Genomic DNA, 15824 nt, shown 5'->3' on the forward strand with positions numbered 1-15824 from the left:
CCGACGGCGCCTTGGCGTGGGCTGGCCGAGGGGCGCTGCTGGTGGCGGTGGTTGGTGGCTGGGTGATGCCTGCGCGGAGGGCGGCGGCCTCGGGTTCGACTGCCGTGACTATGAGGAGTCGGGTGGCGGTCATGGGTGGCCTCGCTGGTGTTGGGCTGGGCGGCGGTGGTCTGTGCGGTTGGGGAAGGGGCGGTTGGGGAACGGGCGGTTGGGGGTGTGGTGCTTGGGCGGGGTGCACGGTGGGCGGGGTGTTGATGGAGCTTGCTCGGATGTCACCGGCTGCTCTCGTCGGGGTTGGTGGCGTCGCCGGGCGTCGCGGATGACGGGCGGTAGAGATGGAAGCCCGGCGGGGCCGGTGCATTGTTCTTCGGCGCCGCATCGTTTTTCGGTGTCGTCTGGTTCGAGGAGCGGGGTGGCTCATCGGTGACCGGGGTGCTGCCGTGGCCGGGGCGGGCCTGACCGTTTTCGCGGGCAGGGGGCGACGGCTCGCTGCCCCGGCCGGCGGTTGACGCTTCGGGTCCACGGCCGGTTGGTGCCGTCGTCTCGCTGCCCGGGGACTTCGTCTTGGAGCGGGAGAACAGGCCGCGCTTGCGGGTCGGTGGCGCCGGCGGAGGAGTCGCCTCGGCAACGGGGCGGTTGGCGGCGGGCTGCGCGGACGCCGGGCGGTTGGCGGCGGGCTGCTCGGATGTGGGGCGGTTGGCAGCGGGCTGCCCGGGTGCGGGGCGGCTGGCGGCAGGCTGCCCGGACGCCGGGCGGTTGGCGGCGGGCTGCTCGGATGTGGGGCGGCTGGCGGCTGGTTCGTCACCGCGGCTGGGAGGCGGGGTGGCCTGGGGGGACTGCGAGGGTGCGGATGGCCAGGGGGCGGGCGTCGGGGGGGTTGGCGGGGCGTGGGTTGCGGCGCCTGCAGGGGCGGGGGAGGTGGGGATGGGGGAGTCTTCGGTGGGCTGGTCGGGGCGGCCGTGGAGGCGTTCCTTGCGGAGGGCTCTCGCGGTGAATGTTCCTCGGGCTGCGGCTGTCACGGCTAGGGCTGCTGCCACGATGATGCCCAGGTGGCCGTCCAGGGGGATGATGCCGATTGCCCCGCCGAGGACCCAGGCGATCATCAGGACTGTTTCCGAGTGGGCGAAGGCGCTGGCTCGGAGGCGTTCCGGGACTCGTTCCTGGATGCTTGCGTCGACCGCGAGTTTTGAGATGCCGCTGAAGACGGCTGTCACCAGGGACAGCAGGGCCACCATCGGCAGGGTGAAGAAGACCGCGGCCAGGACCGCTACGCCGGCGGTGAGGGTCAGGCCGCTCGATTGCAGGGCGATCGGGCGGCGGATGCGCAGGCGGGTGCCGACGGCGGTGGCCAGGAATGTTCCTACTGCGAGGGAGCCGCCGACGAGGGCCACCGCGCCCTGGCTGCCGATGTCGGTGCCGAAGAGGTTGGTGCTCAGGCCGCCTGCCTTCACGGCGAAGGCGAAGTAGAGCAGCATGAACCCGTACAGGCAGCGGAAGCTGGCGCTGCCGATCAGGGTGTTGATGACCAGGCTGCCGGACAGAGGGCGGTCCGTCCCGCGGCGCAGGCGCAGCATCGTGCGGAACGGGCGGGGGACCGCTTCCGGGGGGTCGGAATCCGCTCGGGGTGGCAGGCGCAGGGCTACCACGACGCCGACCAGGAAGATGATCGACGAGACTCGTAGCGGCCACTGGGGACCGAACTTGAACGCGAGCAGGCCGATCGGGGCGACCACCGCTCCCGCGAAAGTGCCGTAGACGCTTGCCCGGGCGCCCACCTGGGAGAGGCCTACGCCTTCCGGGAGGAGCCGGGGGACTGCCGCGGAGCGGGCTACGCCGTACGAACGGGAGAGCGCCAGCACCCCGAAAGCCGCGGGGTAGAGGCCCCAGCCGAGAAGGTTGTCGGAGATCACGTACGCCAGGAACGCGCGCCCCAGCATCGTCACCGCGAGGGCATAGCGGCGGCCGTGGCGGAAGTGGTCCAGCAGCGGGCCCGCCACGGGTGCGAGAAGGGCGAACGGGATCATCGTGATCAGCAGGTAGAGCGCGACCTTGCCGCGGGCTTCGCCCAGCGGGACGTTGAAGAAGATCGTGCCGGCGAGGCCGATGGTGATCAGGGTGTCGCCCGCACAGGAGAGGGCGTGCAGGTCGAAGAGCCGGATCATGCCGGTCTCGTTGGCCGCGCCCCGGGCCCGGGCGTCGCCGACCGTGCGGGTTGCCCAGGCGCTGCTGCGCAGGCCGCCTCGCACCAGTATCCGGAGCGCCTTGATACCGGTGCCGACGGTGCGTCCGATCGTGGGAAGCAGCGGCATCGCTCCATCCTTTCTCATCCCTGCCACCTCCGGGAGGGCGGTGTCGGCGAACTTTCGGATGGGGCCGCAGTGACCTGGTGGTACGTATCTGGGGGAGTCGTTGCGTGGGAACTTCTCGGTTGGGGGACAATAGAGAAGTGACGACCAAGACCGCCGTAACTCGTGCCGCCCGCCTCGATCAGGTCTGCGCAGACGCGGTGGGGGTGGCCCGCGGTGCCATCACCGAGGTGGATCCCGCCGACGTCGGTGACCACATCGAAGCCATCGCTGAGGGCGATCGGGTCGTGACCCATTTCTTCGACAGCCACCTCGCCGGTTACAAGGGCTGGCGATGGGCTGTCACGGTGACCCGGGTGCCGCGTTCCCGCCACGTCACCGTCTGCGAGACCGTGCTGCTGCCCGGCCCGGGTGCGCTGCTCGCCCCCGGCTGGGTGCCGTGGAACGAGCGCGTCCAGCCCGGCGACCTCGGCGTCGGCGACCTCATGCCGACTGACCCCGACGACGACCGGCTCGCCCAGGGTTACGTGCTCAGCGACGACCCCGCGGTCGAAGACGTCTCCTGGGAGCTCGGCCTCGGCCGCCCCCGGGTGATGTCCCGCGAGGGCCGCATCGAGACCGCTCAGCGCTGGTACGACGGCGAGGCCGGCCCGGAAGCCCCGATCTCCACCGCCGCGCCCCGCAACGCCCGCTGCGGCACCTGCGGCTTCTACCTCCCGCTCGCCGGATCGATGCGCACGATGTTCGGCGTCTGCGGCAACCTCTACGCCCCCGACGACGCCAAGGCCGTCAGCGCCGACCACGGTTGCGGCGCCCACTCCGAGGCCCTGATGGGCTCGGCCGAGCAGCCGGTCGAGGAGCTCCCGACCGTCTACGACGACAGCGAGGTCGAAGCGGTCGCGGTCAGCCGCGCCCACGGCTCGGTCGAGGCCGGCGAGCCCGCCGAGGACTACGGCCACAGCTGACCGCCACAACCCAGGGCCGCGACGCCCGGCATCCCCGGGCGTCCAGCTGAGGGCGACGCGACGCCAACCCCGGGTGCTCGGCTGGGTGTGACGGTCACGCACACCCGGGGCGTGTCCGGTTGTGAGCGCGGGCATCAGAAAACCCGTGGCTTCCGGTTGAGGGTTACGGCACGCGGGTTGAGCGTGGACGCTGAGCAAGCCCTGGGGCGTTCGGTTGAGCGCAATGTTACGCAAACCGGGTCGCCCGGCTGATCGCGTCGCCAGGCGAACCCGTGGCTTCCGGCTCAGGGGTGACGGCGCGCGGGCTGAGCATGGGCGCCAGACGAAACCGAGGTGCGACGTCACGCAGACCCGGGGCGCCTGGCTGAGTGCGGCGCCAGGCCGGCTCGGGGCGGGCTCAGGCTGGGTCGTTGATGGTGAATTCGGGGTGGGACAGGGCTCGGCGGCGACGGCGGTTGGCGTCGTGGCGGAGCATGGTGAGTAGGCCTGGGATGCCGCAGATGACGCCGGCCAGGCAGGTCCAGAGCCAGGAGTCGCGGGCGCCGGCGATGAGCAGGATGGCGCCGGCCAGGATGAAGATGGCGATGCCGGCGAGGGCGAACGGGACCATCGGGGGATCGAGGGGTTCCGGGCGGGGTTTTGTGCCCGTGACCGCGTCGAGGCCGTGCAGCCGCGTTCCCTCCGAAGCCGAAGCCGAAGCCGAAGCCGGGGACGAAGCCGAAGCCGGGGACGAAGCCGAAACCGAGCCGGGACCGGAACTCAGAGCGGCGGGCTGGGCCGCGGCAGGCTCGCCCGGGGCAGGGGAGGCCGAGGGTGAGGGTGCGGGGGACAGGTCAGCCACGGGTTGAGCGTACGTCCCGGGAGATCGTGCGTGGGGACGCGTGACGGTTGTAACACCGCTGATCTTTCAACGGGACCGGCAACCTGCTTCGATGCGCGTGGTAACAGTAGTTTGATCCTGCGTGGAGGCGTACATGTCCACTGCTTCCGCCGATGCGAGTGTCGACTCGTCTGGGCGTACACCTAAGAATGGTTTTGATCGGTTCTTTGAGATAACCGTGCGGGGCTCGACGGTCGGGCGTGAGGTTCGGGGTGGGTTTGCCACGTTCTTCACGATGGCCTACATCGTGGTGCTCAACCCGTTGATTCTCGCGGCCGGTGTGGATGCGACCGGGGCGAAACTGCCGATCACGGCGTTGGCTGCGGGTACGGCGCTGGTGGCCGGTGTGATGACGATCCTGATGGGCGTCGTGGCGCGGTTCCCGCTGGCGCTTGCGGCCGGGCTGGGAGTGAACGCGCTGGTCGCGTACGAGATCGCTCCGGAAATGACCTGGGCCGACGCCATGGGTCTGGTGTTCATCGAAGGCGTGCTGATCGCGATCCTGGTTCTGACCGGGTTGCGGACTGCGGTTTTCAAGGCCGTGCCGACGCAGCTGAAGACGGCGATCGGGGTCGGCATCGGCCTCTTCCTGATGATCATCGGTCTGGTCGACGCGGGTTTTGTGCGGCGCATCCCGGATGCGTCGGGGACCACCGTGCCGGTCGAGCTGGGGATCGGTGGGAAGCTCACGAGCTGGCCGCTGCTGGTCTTCTGCGTCGGGCTGCTGATCACGCTGGTGCTCTTCGTCCGCAAGGTGAAGGGCGCGATCCTGATCGGGATCCTGGCCAGCACCGTGCTGGCGATCATCGTGGAGGCGATCGGGCACATCGGGCCGTCGTTCGTCGACGGTAAGCCGAACCCGGAGGGGTGGTCGCTGAACGTGCCGACCCTGCCGGACAAGATCGTGGATCTGCCGGACCTGTCGCTGCTCGGCAAGTTCAACGTGCTGGACTCGTGGTCGCGGGCCGGCGTGCTGGTCGTGCTGATGTTCGTCTTCACGCTGCTGATCACCGACTTCTTCGACACGATGGGCACGATGGTGGCCGTCGGGCAGGAGGGTGGCCTGGTCGGCGATGACGGGATGCCACCGCGGACCCGGGAGATCCTGCTGGTCGACTCGGTTGCCGCCGCGGCCGGTGGTGCCGCCAGTGTGTCCAGCAACACGTCGTTCATCGAGAGCGCGTCCGGTGTGGCCGAGGGTGCTCGTACGGGCGTAGCCAACCTGGTCACCGGTGGGCTCTTCCTCGTGGCGATGTTCCTCGCGCCGCTGGTCACGGTGGTGCCGTTCGAGGCGGCGTCGACCGCGCTGGTCGTGGTCGGATTCCTGATGATGCTGTCGGTGCGGCAGATCGACTGGACCGACTACGAGATCGCGATCCCGGCGTTCCTCGCGATCACGCTGATGCCGTTCACGTACTCGATCTCCAACGGCATCGGTGCCGCGATCATCGCGTACGTCGTCATCAAGCTCGCCGTCGGCAAGGCTCGCCAGGTGCACCCGCTGCTCTACGGCGTGGCCGCGCTCTTCGTTCTGTACTTCCTGCGTGGGCCGCTGGAGACCCTGCTCTGACAGGAACCGTGGTCACCGGGTGCGTTACCGTGCCCGGTGACCACGGTCATACGCGTGGACCATGTCGTTAGCCAAGCTCATTAGCTAGGCTAAATAACTGTGATGGAGCGGTCGGTGGCAGAGCGGGCGACAGCCGAGCAATTGGCCATTTCGCTGCGCGAAGCGATCACCCGGCTCAACCGGCGGGTGCGCCAGGAGCGCCCCGTGGGCGATCTGACGTTCAGCCAGCTCTCGGCGCTGACCAGCCTTCAGCTGGCCGGGGCGCTGACCCCTCGGGAGCTGGCGGACGTGGAGCGGGTTCAGCCGCCGACGATGACGAAGATCGTCGGCAAGCTCGAGGAGCGCGGGCTCGTCGCGCGGACACCCCACCCGACCGATCGGCGTCAGGTCATCCTGGCGGCGACCGAGCGGGGCCGGGCTGTGTACGTGCAGTTCGAGAAGGCGCGCAACGAGTGGCTCGCCCAGCAGTTGGAGGAGCTCAGCACGGAGGAACGCGACGCCCTGGAACGGGCCGCCGAGATCCTCCAGCAGGTGGCCAAGGCCTGAAAGCCTCCCGTCGTTCCGTCACGCGACGTAAGTACGCGTACGACCGATGGAGGAGGCGCACCCGAGTGCGGGAAGTTTTCAGTTCCTTGCGGGTCCGTAACTACCGGCTGTTCTCGATCGGCCAGCTCGTGAAGCTGGTCGGCGTGTGGATGATGTTCACCGCCCAGGACTGGCTCGTTCTCGACCTCTCCGGCAACTCTCCGGGTGCGCTCGGCGTCGTCACCGCGCTGCAGTTCCTGCCGGTGCTGCTGCTCACGCTGTTCAGCGGCAAGCTCGCCGACCGGTACGACAAGCGGGTGCTGCTGGTCATCGCCAACTCGGTCTTCGCCGTCACCGCGATCGTCTTCGCGATCCTGGTCGCCAGCGGCGTCGTGGAGCTCTGGCACGTCTTCCTCTTCGCCAGCCTGTTCGGCATCGCCAACGCCGTCGAGACCCCGGTGCGCCAGGCGTTCGTCTCGGAGCTGGTCGAGATGCCGCTGCTGCCCAACGCGCTGGCGTTGTCGGCCGCGACCTTCAACACCGCCCGCATCGGTGGCCCGGCTCTGGCCGGTCTGGCCCTCGCGATCTTCGGGACCGGGCCGGTCTTCCTGATCAGTACGGTGCTCGCGATCGCGCCGATCTTCACGTACACGTCGATGAACGTCGCGGCGCTCTACCGCTCCGGCAAGGCGGTCAAGAAGGGCGACACAAAGATCATTGACGGCCTGCGGTACGTGTGGCGGCGTCACGACCTGCTGCTGCCCATCGTGCTCATGGCGGCAGTCGGCATGATCGGCTTCAACTTCCCGGTCACCCTCGCCTCGCTGGCGAAGATCAACTTCAACGCCGGTCCGTCGACGTTCGGGCTGCTGACCACGGCGCTCGCGGTGGGTGCGCTCGGTGGGGCGCTTGCGGGCAGCCGGCGCAGGGCCAGGCCCGGGGCGTACGTCGTCCTGGGCGCGGCGCTCGCCTTCAGCGTCTTCGAGGTGGCGGTCGGCTTCGCGCCGAACTTCATCGTGGCGATGATCCTCCTCGTGCCCACGGGCTTCTTCTCGATATACCTGGCGCAGGCCGCCAACCACCGGGTCCAGATGGGCGTGCACGGCGAGTTCCGGGGCCGGGTGATGGCGCTCTACGTGCTGGTCTTCCTGGGTACGACGCCGATCGGCGCGTCGCTGGCCGGCTGGTGGGGCGAGCGGTACGGGGTGCCGTCGAGCATCTGGGTCGCGGGGCTGTTCTGCCTGGTCGCCGGGGTGGCGGCGCTGGTGTGGCAGCTGCGGGTCAGCGGCGACAAGCTGAGCGTGCACGGCGGGGCTCGGCCGGGCCTGACCCTCATCCGCACCGCGCCGGTGTCGCCTGACGCCTCGGTGTCGCCTGACGCCGTGGTCTCGCCGGGCGCTTCGGTCTCGTTGGGCGCTTCGGTCTCGCCGGGCGATGAGTCTGCTGGTCAGCCGCTCGTGGCTACCTCGGGGTCGTCAAAGGCCGCGGCCTGAGATGTGGGCTGCGGCCTCGGCGGTTGCCGAGGCCGGATCCGCCGCCCGGATCGCGTCGACCAGGCCGCTGTGGTCCATGTACTCCTCGGGGCGCAGGGCGGCGCCGAAGTGCCCGCTCAGCGATTCCCGGATGACCTGGCCGAGGTCGGCGTAGAGCTCGATCAGGACCTCGTTGTGCGAGGCGGCGACCACCGCCCGGTGAAACGCGGCGTCGGCGTCGACGAACCCGTCGCGGTCGGCGTCGGACCAGGCCCGCTCGCGCTGCGCATACAGGTCGTCAAGGCGTTCCAGGTCGTCATCGGTACGCCGCCGGGCCGCGAACCCCGCCGCAGCCGCCTCGAGCGTGCTGCGCAACTCGCGAACGTGGTCGGGGTCGGCGTCCGCGAAACGGCGCTGCATGACCCCGGCCAGCTCACTGGTCGCTACGACATAGGTGCCGGAGCCCTGACGGATGTCGAGCAGCCCGTTGTGGGCCAGCGCCCGCACCGCCTCGCGCACCGTGTTGCGGGCCACGCCCAGCTCGGCGACCAGCTCCGGCTCGGTCGGGATGCGCGAGCCCACCGGCCACGCACCCGACGTGATCTGCTGGCGGAGGCGGGCGATCACCCGTCCGGAGAGAGTTTCCGCCCGGGGGACGGGGCCCATATTCATCCCATGATTCTATGATGGGCTCATGACGATGGCCAAGACCCGAACCAGAACCCCCTCCCGTGTCCTGGCCGTCACGGGTCTGGTTCTCATGGCGATCAGCCTGCGCCCCGCGGTCACCAGCCTCGGCCCGGTCCTGGAGGAGGTGCGGCTGAGCCTGGGTATGAGCGCGGCGCTCGCCGGCCTGCTGACCTCAGTGCCGGCGCTCTGCTTCGCCCTGATCGGCTCCTCGGCGCCGCTGCTGGCCCGGCGCTGGGGCACCGGCGGCGCTATCGCGCTCGGGGCGTCCGCTCTCACGCTGGGGCTGGCCGTACGCCCGTTCACCGGCGGCGCCCCGCTCTTCCTCGCCTTCACCGCCCTGGCTCTGGCCGGAATCGCCCTGGCCAACGTGCTCCTGCCGGTCGTCGTCAAGCAGCGGTTCCCCGACCGGGTGCCCCTGATGACCGGCCTCTACTCGGTGGCACTCAACTTCGGCGCCTCCACCGCGGCGGCCGTGACGGTGCCGCTGACCAGCGGATTGTTCGGCGGAGACTGGCGCTACGGGCTGGTCGTGTGGGCGTTCGTGGCCGCCGTCGCCGTACCCCCATGGATCCTGCTGGCCCGCGACCGCGACAGGGGACCCGCCCAGGCCGAGGCGGTCCCCGTACGCCTCCGGAGCCACCCCGTCGCCTGGGCGCTCGCCGTGTACTTCGGTCTGCAGTCCACCGCCGCGTACGTGATCATGGGCTGGCTCCCGCAGATCTTCCGAGACGCCGGCCTGTCCGCGAGCACCGCTGGCCTGCTCTTCGCGGTCACCTCGGTGCTGGGAGTACCGCTCTCGTTCGCGCTCTCCGCGGTCGTCGGCCGGCTGACCAGCCAGAGTTGGATCGCCGTCGGCATCGGACTCTTCGGCGTCGCCGGCTATGGCGGGCTGTGGGCCGCCCCCACCGCCGCGCCGTGGCTCTGGGCGGTCCTGCTCGGCGTCGCCAACCTCTCCTTCCCGCTCGCACTGACCATGATCGCGATGCGCGGCCGGACACCCGCGATGGTGGTCCGGCTCTCCGCCTTCGCCCAGAGCACCGGATATCTGTTGTCGATCCCGGGCCCGTTCGTCGTCGGCGCCCTCTACGAACACAGCGGCACCTGGCACCTCCCGCTGGCACTCATGACCTTGCTGACAATCCCGCAGATGGTCGCCGGATGGTTCGCAGGGCGTGACCGCCGGATCGGCTGACCTGGATCTGTCGGAATACTGGCAGCTCAAGTCATCCGAACGGCTCTGTCCGTTCCGTTTGCCGTTGGCTTAGTTTCAGTCGGTGGCAATCATGCACATCGTTGTGCTTCTGGCGGTGCTGCTGCCGGTGATCGTCGTTCCCGGCGTCCGTTCCGTCATGTCGCACCCTGATCGCCGCGCGGCGGACAACCGTGTGCGCCCAGACCGTGTGCGGCCAGATCGTGTGCGGCCAGATCGTGTGCGGCCAGACCGTGTGCGGCCAGACCGTGTGCGGCCAGACCGTGTGCGGCCAGACCGTGACGCCTATCGCCATCTCGCCGCTGACTGCAGCGTATGGGTGCGTCCACCCTGGCCGGACCCCTGCATCGAATACGTCGCCGCCGAGCTGCGCAGGCTCTCCCGCGCGCGGATGAGCGGGTTGTGCGCCGAGTCGGTTCGCTGGCAGGCCGCCGTGCAACTGGCATATGACAACAACCTGCAGATGGCCAGCGAGGCGCTCGGGGTGAGCCATCAACTGGCCGTGCTCGACGGGATGGACCGCGACCTGGAACGGCTGCGTGTGGAGGAAGAGCTCAAGGCGGCCGGGCTTAAGCTTCGCTAGGTGCGGCTCTTTGCAGGGATCTACCCGCCCGACGACGTGCGCCAGCATCTGCGGCGACATCTCGCGATCCCGGGGGCTGCGGCCAGGCTCACCCTTGTCGAGAAATGGCACATCACTCTGGCATTTCTCGGTGAGGTGCCACCGGAGCGGCTGACCGGCATGATCACCGCTCTCGGCGCGGTCCCCACTCCGTGCGGCCCCGGCCGCGCCCCTGAAACCGGCCCCGACCGCGGTCCTGAAGCCGGCCCTGATAGTGGCTTCCATGCCGGCCACCATGCCGGCCACCATGCCGGCCACCATGCCGGTCTAGAGCTGCGGCTGAGCGGCGGCGGTGACTTCCACGGCCGCGTCCTCTGGGCAGGAGTGCGGGGCGATTTATCCGACTTAAGCGCAGACATCCGGAGGGCGCTGAGCCTGCACCCCGAGCCGCTCCGGGCCCACCTCACGGTCAGCTACACCTACGACGAAGCCGTGGCCCGCGCACTCGAAAACTACGAAGGCCCGCCCTGGCGCCTGGACAAGATCCATCTGATCCAGAGCGAGAACCGCACCTACCGAACGCTGGCGACCTTCTAGGAGCTCTCGCGAGCCGCAGGCCCGCCACCGAACAGCACGTCATCCCAGCTCGGCAGGCGCTTACGCGGCTTGGCCGACGTCTCGTCGGTCTCGGCCTCGTTCTGGGCGCCGACCGTGCGGCGGGGTCGCAGCACGGCGAGGCTCGGCACCGCCGGGACCTCCTTGGGCAGGTCGGCATCGTCGTCGAACGCGGAACCGGACCCGCCACCGAGCAGCGCGGCAGCGCCCCCGGCAACGGGACGTCGTGTGGTCTCCTGAGCGGCAGGCTCCAGCCCGCGACCCGGACGGTCGTTGCCGAGCGGCCGGTCGAGCGAGGCGAGCAGAGCATCCCGGCCGGCGCGGATCGGGTCGCGAACGGTCCGGGGAGCGTCGGAAGCCGGCAGGCCGCGACCGCCACGGGCAGGCTCGGCGATGCGGGACGGGCCGGGGAGGCCGTGGCCGCCGCGCTCGTGGGCGCCGCGCTCGGGGGCCGGCTCCTGGCCGAGGATCGGGGTGGGACGCTCGGCGCAGAGATATTGCGCCATGTCGTCGTGCGGGGAGACGACCTGGCGGCCCTTGTCGAGGTTCCAGACGGCCTGGGCGGTGGCTTTGCCGGACGGCCAGGTGGCGATGATGCGCCAGGTGCCGTCCTCGCGCCGGAACGCGTCCCAGGAGATCTTCTCGGTGTCGATGCCGTGCTGGGCGAGCCGGCCGTCGACCACCTCGGCGAGCGGTGCGCCGGAGTCGGACGTCTTCAGCCTGGTGCGGCGCGCGTGCTGGGCCAGCATGGCCCGCTCCTGCAGCACCGGGCCCGCGTAGCGCAGGACGCGGTCGACGGGGACACCGGCGACGCGGGCGACGTCCTCGGCGGACTCGCCGGAACGGATGCGCGCCTGGATGTCCCGAGGCGACAGCGAGGCCATGACCTCGGCGTTGGCGACTGCCACGGCGGTGCCGGCGACGGTCGTCGCGCTGCCCGCCTCGTGGTGCAGGGCGCCGCTGATCCGGTCGTCGATGGGGAGAGCCAGGAGCCGGCCGACCTCATCGGCGAGCACCAGAGCCTGACCGTCCTCGGAGAGGGCGACGAAGCGTACCGGCCGCATGCGTTGCCTCCGTCCCGTTCCTGAACGCTCGTGGGTCCGTGCTCCCGAGAGTCAGCCACCCGGGCGCGTTTCGGAACACGGTACGCGCCTCGGTCACCCAATGGTGGTAAGCCACGCCGTCAAAAGCATTGACCTGCAAAGATGATCTTCAAGAACTGAACAACCAGGACCATTTATACGTACGCGGACCAGAGCGGGCAACCGCAACCGGCGTGGCGCACGTATACCCAGCCCGGCGCGTCGATGAACAAGCTCCGGAAGAAGGTTCCGGGTTGTCCTGCAACACCAGCTTGGCTCAGCCGTTCACGACCCGCCGGCCGGCATACTCGGGCGAGCGGTGTGTCGACGGGTACTGGATCAGGTTGTCGGGCTGCTCCTCGACGGCCGGGCTCCAGACACCGCGGTTGTCCTCCTCGTACGCGATCTCCTGGTAGGCCGCGCGCACCCGGAACTGCCGCCCGTAGTCCATCATCCCGTCGAGCAGCCGGTCGACGTCCCGGGCCGGCCGCACCACGAGCCGCATGAACTGGCTGGTCATGCCGAGCTTGTTGCCGCACTCACGGGTGTAGACGCCGTGGTTGGCCACCAGATAGTCGCGCAGCCCGGTCCCGGACCACTCTGTCGGAAGCTTGACCAGGATGAAGTTGCCCTGCGACGGGAACACGGTGAGTCCCGGGACCCGGGCGAGCTCCGCGGCCATCGTGCGCCGGTCGCGGCTGAGCAGGCGCAGGCTGTCCTCGTACTCCGCCTCATGGTCCTGGATCATGTAGACGACCTTCTCGGCGAGCGAGTTGAGGTTCCACTTCGGCAGGGCCTTGCCGATCTTGCCGGCGATCGCCGGGTTGGCCATGAGGTATCCGAAGCGGATGCCGTGCAGGCCGAAGTTCTTGCCCAGACTCTTCAGGACGACGGCGTTGGGGCGGATGACGGCGTCCGGCCCGACCGACGGGTACTGCTCGGCGTCGGAGAAGTCGATGAAGGACTCGTCGATGACCACCAGGTCGAGGTCGCTGAGCGCGTCCATGAACCGCACCACGTCACGCCGCGCGAGGTAGTTGCCATCCGGGTTGTTGACGTTGCACACCACCGCGACGCGGGTGCCGCGGTCACGGATGAAGCGGACGTACTCCTCCAGGTTGAGCCGGAATCCGTCGCGCTCCTGCAGCGGGAACATGTCGACCCGCTTGCCGGTCTCCAGCGGCTGGTCGGTCCACCGGCCGAACGTGGGGATCGGGATCGCCACGCTCTCCTTGATCAGCAGGTGGTCGATCCAGGTGATCAGCTCGGTGGAGCCGTTCGCCATCGTCACCGTCTGCGGGTGCAGGCCGAGCACGGACGCCAGCTTGGCGGTGATGCTGGCCGAGTCGCTCGGGTAGTACTTCAGGATGTTCTTCAGGTCGCGGGAGAGCTCGTCGAACATCTCCGGCGTGGGGAAGTACGGGTTGCACGGGATGCAGAAGTCGACGATCTCCACACCCTCGCCCGCGTTTCGAGCAAGATCAAAATAGGACGCACTGTGTGCACCCTTGTGCAGGATCGAGGTGTCGATTCCAGTCCGTGCCATCGCGCCTCCCGCCATCGGCGACATTGCCGCCTGTCAGTACGGGAGGCGCGGCTGCATGGTTCAGAGTCGATCGACGATGAAATCGATGCATCGAGTGAGCGCCTCGACGTCCGCCGGGTCGACTGTCGGGTAAAGGGCCACCCGGAGCTGGTTGCGGCCCAGCTTGCGGTAGGGCTCGGTGTCCACGATGCCGTTGGCTCGCAGCACCTTGGCGATCGCCGCGGCGTCCACGCCGTCGGCGAAGTCGATCGTGGCGACCGCGTTGGAGCGCAGTGCCGGTTCGGTGATGAACGGGGTCGCCACCGTGGACCGGTCCGCCCAGCCGTAGATCGCCGCGGCGCTCTCGGCGCTGCGCTTGGCCGCCCAGGCGAGGCCACCCTGCGCGTTCATCCAGTCGACCTGCTCGGCCGCGAGGAAGACCGTGGCCAGCGCCGGGGTGTTGTAGGTCTGCTCGAGGCGGGACTGCTCGATCGCGGTCACCAGATCGAGGAACTGCGGGATGTAGCGGCCGGATTCCTTGATCTTGTAGGCGCGGTCGATCGCGGCCGGCGACATCAGGGCGATCCACAGCCCGCCGTCGGACCCGAACGCCTTCTGCGGCGCGAGGTAGTAGACGTCCGTCTCGGTGAGGTCGACGTCGAGGCTGCCGCCGCCGGAGGTCGCATCGGTCAGCAGCAGCGCGCCGGGGTCGGCGCCCGCGACCCTCTTGACGGGCACGGCGACGCCGGTTGACGTCTCGTTCTGCACGCTTGCATAGGTGTCGACGCCTGCCTCGGCACGCAGATAGGCCGCACCGCCGCCGGGGGCCTTGTGCACGGTCGGGTCGGCCAGGAAGGGGGCGTCGGTGACGGCCTTGACGAACTTCGCCCCGAACTCGCCGAACTCCGCGAACTGGGCCTTCTCCCGGATCAGCCCGAACGTGGCGGTCTCCCAGAACGCGCTGGTCCCGCCGTTGCTGATGATCACCTCGTAGCCGTCGGGCAGCCCGAAGAACTCGCCGATGCCCCGGCGCAGCCGGGCGACCTCGTCCTTGACCGTCTTCTGCCGGTGCGAGGTGCCCAGGAAGGTCGTCGCGACGCGGGCCAGCGCCTCGACCCCCTCGGGGCGGACCTTGCTCGGCCCGGAACCGAACCGACCGTCGACGGGCTTGAGGTCGTCGGGGATGCGGATCGGCTCAGTCACAGGGGGTCCTTCCGGAGCGGGTGTCTCAGAGATTATGGGGGACGGCGTCCCAGCCTTCGACGTCCTGCGGCTTGCGGGAGTCGGGTCCCAGATAACGCGCACTGGGCCGCACGATGCGACCGAGTTTCTTCTGCTCGAGGATGTGGGCGCTCCAGCCGGCCACCCGGGCGCAGGTGAACATCGAGGTGAACATGTGCGCCGGGACCTCGGCGAAGTCGAGGATCACCGCGGACCAGAACTCCACGTTGGTCGCGAGAACCCGGTCGGGCTTGCGGGCCTGCAGCTCGGCGAGGGCCGCGCGCTCCAGGGCCTCGGCCACCTCGAAGCGGGGGGCGCCCAGCTCCTTGGCCGTGCGGCGCAGGACGCGGGCGCGCGGGTCCTCGGCGCGGTAGACGCGGTGGCCGAAGCCCATCAGCCGCTCGCCGCGGTCGAGGACGCCCTTCACATAGCCCTCGGCGTCGCCGCTGCGCTCGACGGCCTCGATCATGTGCAGCACGCGGGAGGGCGCGCCGCCGTGCAGCGGGCCGGACAGCGCGCCGATGCCGGAGGAGATGCACGCGGCCGCGTCGGCGCCGGTGGAGGCGACGATCCGCGCAGTGAAGGTGGAGGCGTTCAGGCCGTGCTCGGCGGCCGAGATGAAGTAGGCGTCGACCGCTTTGACGTGCCGCGGGTCGGGCTCGCCGCGCCAGCGCTTCATGAACCGCTCGACGACCGTCTGTGCCTTGTCGATGTCCTTCTGCGGCACGGCGGGCAGCCCCAGCCCCCGGGCGGCCTGCGCGACGAACGACAGCGCGGTCACCGACACCCGGGCCAGGTCGCTGCGCACCTGCTCGTCGTTGATGTCGAGCATCTGGGAGAGCCCCCAGTAGGGCGCCAGCATGGCGACCGCGGACTGCACGTCGACGCGGATGTCGCCGGAGTGCACGGGCACCGGGAACGGCTCGGCCGGCGGGAGACCCGGGCCGAACCGGCCGTCGACCAGCAGTGCCCAGACGTTGCCGAAGGAGACCTGACCGATGAGGTCCTCGATGTCGACACCCCGGTAGCGCAGCGCGCCGCCGGCCTTGTCCGGCTCAGCGATCTCGGTTTCGAAAGCGATCACGCCTTCGAGACCCGGCTTGAAAGCCGGGTCCCGGTTGGAATCGGACACTTGTGCCTCCTGGGACCTTCGGCTCCACGTAAGCCGCGTGCGTCTCATCTTGCCGCTCGCCGACCCTGA

At 69.7% G+C, this 15824-nt stretch carries 14 protein-coding genes; 7 read left to right on the top strand and 7 right to left on the bottom strand.

Features of this window, described 5'->3' with window-relative positions; genetic code table 11:
* Window positions 1-272 precede the first annotated feature (272 nt).
* Complete coding sequence (locus Ahu01nite_RS13930; protein ID WP_203836922.1) at window positions 273-2309, bottom strand: MFS transporter; 2037 nt, start codon at window positions 2307-2309, stop codon at window positions 273-275.
* 119 nt (window positions 2310-2428) lie between these two features.
* On the opposite strand from Ahu01nite_RS13930, the gene Ahu01nite_RS13935 reads away from it, so the two are divergent.
* Complete coding sequence (locus Ahu01nite_RS13935; protein WP_203836984.1) at window positions 2429-3271, top strand: DUF3027 domain-containing protein; 843 nt, start codon at window positions 2429-2431, stop codon at window positions 3269-3271.
* 397 nt (window positions 3272-3668) lie between these two features.
* Here the strand turns inward: Ahu01nite_RS13935 and Ahu01nite_RS13940 are convergent, their stop codons facing one another.
* Window positions 3669-3881: a DUF2530 domain-containing protein gene (locus Ahu01nite_RS13940; protein WP_203836985.1), complete on the bottom strand. Its 213-nt coding sequence runs from the start codon at window positions 3879-3881 to the stop codon at window positions 3669-3671.
* Window positions 3882-4245: 364 nt separating this feature from the next.
* Here Ahu01nite_RS13940 and Ahu01nite_RS13945 point away from each other — a divergent pair, with 364 nt between their 5' ends.
* From Ahu01nite_RS13945 to Ahu01nite_RS13955, 3 genes are all read left to right on the top strand, one after another.
* Window positions 4246-5721: an NCS2 family permease gene (locus Ahu01nite_RS13945; RefSeq protein WP_203836923.1), complete on the top strand. Its 1476-nt coding sequence runs from the start codon at window positions 4246-4248 to the stop codon at window positions 5719-5721.
* Window positions 5722-5823: 102 nt separating this feature from the next.
* On the top strand, window positions 5824-6267 hold the full coding sequence (locus Ahu01nite_RS13950; RefSeq protein WP_203836986.1) for a MarR family winged helix-turn-helix transcriptional regulator: 444 nt from the start codon (window positions 5824-5826) through the stop codon (window positions 6265-6267).
* A 65-nt stretch (window positions 6268-6332) separates the two neighbouring features.
* Window positions 6333-7739 (top strand): MFS transporter, encoded by a 1407-nt coding sequence (locus Ahu01nite_RS13955; protein WP_239158833.1) that lies wholly within the window; start codon window positions 6333-6335, stop codon window positions 7737-7739.
* Here the strand turns inward: Ahu01nite_RS13955 and Ahu01nite_RS13960 are convergent.
* A complete protein-coding gene (locus Ahu01nite_RS13960; protein WP_203836924.1) occupies window positions 7722-8390 on the bottom strand; it encodes a FadR/GntR family transcriptional regulator in 669 nt (222 codons plus the stop codon). The genes Ahu01nite_RS13955 and Ahu01nite_RS13960 overlap by 18 nt on opposite strands.
* A 22-nt stretch (window positions 8391-8412) precedes the next feature.
* Between Ahu01nite_RS13960 and Ahu01nite_RS13965 the strand changes: the two genes are divergently transcribed.
* From Ahu01nite_RS13965 to Ahu01nite_RS13975, 3 genes are all read left to right on the top strand, one after another.
* Window positions 8413-9600: a CynX/NimT family MFS transporter gene (locus Ahu01nite_RS13965; protein WP_203836925.1), complete on the top strand. Its 1188-nt coding sequence runs from the start codon at window positions 8413-8415 to the stop codon at window positions 9598-9600.
* Between the two features lie 82 nt (window positions 9601-9682).
* Entirely contained in the window at window positions 9683-10201 is a 519-nt protein-coding gene (locus Ahu01nite_RS13970) for a hypothetical protein (RefSeq protein ID WP_203836926.1), read from the top strand.
* Window positions 10202-10777: a 2'-5' RNA ligase family protein gene (locus Ahu01nite_RS13975; RefSeq protein WP_203836927.1), complete on the top strand. Its 576-nt coding sequence runs from the start codon at window positions 10202-10204 to the stop codon at window positions 10775-10777.
* Here the strand turns inward: Ahu01nite_RS13975 and sepH are convergent.
* The 4 genes from sepH to Ahu01nite_RS13995 form a co-directional block, all read right to left on the bottom strand.
* Complete coding sequence (gene sepH, locus Ahu01nite_RS13980; protein ID WP_203836928.1) at window positions 10774-11859, bottom strand: septation protein SepH; 1086 nt, start codon at window positions 11857-11859, stop codon at window positions 10774-10776. The two genes, Ahu01nite_RS13975 and sepH, sit on opposite strands and share 4 nt — an antisense overlap.
* 295 nt (window positions 11860-12154) lie before the next feature.
* Complete coding sequence (locus Ahu01nite_RS13985; RefSeq protein ID WP_203836929.1) at window positions 12155-13423, bottom strand: pyridoxal phosphate-dependent aminotransferase; 1269 nt, start codon at window positions 13421-13423, stop codon at window positions 12155-12157.
* 60 nt (window positions 13424-13483) lie between these two features.
* Complete coding sequence (serC, locus tag Ahu01nite_RS13990; protein WP_203836930.1) at window positions 13484-14605, bottom strand: phosphoserine transaminase; 1122 nt, start codon at window positions 14603-14605, stop codon at window positions 13484-13486.
* 25 nt (window positions 14606-14630) lie between these two features.
* Window positions 14631-15755: a citrate synthase 2 gene (locus tag Ahu01nite_RS13995; RefSeq protein WP_203836931.1), complete on the bottom strand. Its 1125-nt coding sequence runs from the start codon at window positions 15753-15755 to the stop codon at window positions 14631-14633.
* Between the last annotated feature and the right edge of the window lie 69 nt (window positions 15756-15824).

Source organism: Winogradskya humida (assembly GCF_016862215.1).
GTDB lineage: Bacteria > Actinomycetota > Actinomycetes > Mycobacteriales > Micromonosporaceae > Actinoplanes > Actinoplanes humidus.

Coding starts and splice junctions, on each gene's coding strand:
- Ahu01nite_RS13930 (WP_203836922.1), bottom strand. CDS start 2,309: ATGCCGCTGCTTCCCACGATCGGACGCACCGTCGGCACCGGTATCAAG.
- Ahu01nite_RS13940 (WP_203836985.1), bottom strand. CDS start 3,881: ATGGTCCCGTTCGCCCTCGCCGGCATCGCCATCTTCATCCTGGCCGGC.
- Ahu01nite_RS13945 (WP_203836923.1), top strand. CDS start 4,246: ATGTCCACTGCTTCCGCCGATGCGAGTGTCGACTCGTCTGGGCGTACA.
- Ahu01nite_RS13950 (WP_203836986.1), top strand. CDS start 5,824: ATGGAGCGGTCGGTGGCAGAGCGGGCGACAGCCGAGCAATTGGCCATT.
- Ahu01nite_RS13960 (WP_203836924.1), bottom strand. CDS start 8,390: ATGAATATGGGCCCCGTCCCCCGGGCGGAAACTCTCTCCGGACGGGTG.
- Ahu01nite_RS13965 (WP_203836925.1), top strand. CDS start 8,413: ATGACGATGGCCAAGACCCGAACCAGAACCCCCTCCCGTGTCCTGGCC.
- sepH (WP_203836928.1), bottom strand. CDS start 11,859: ATGCGGCCGGTACGCTTCGTCGCCCTCTCCGAGGACGGTCAGGCTCTG.
- Ahu01nite_RS13985 (WP_203836929.1), bottom strand. CDS start 13,423: ATGGCACGGACTGGAATCGACACCTCGATCCTGCACAAGGGTGCACAC.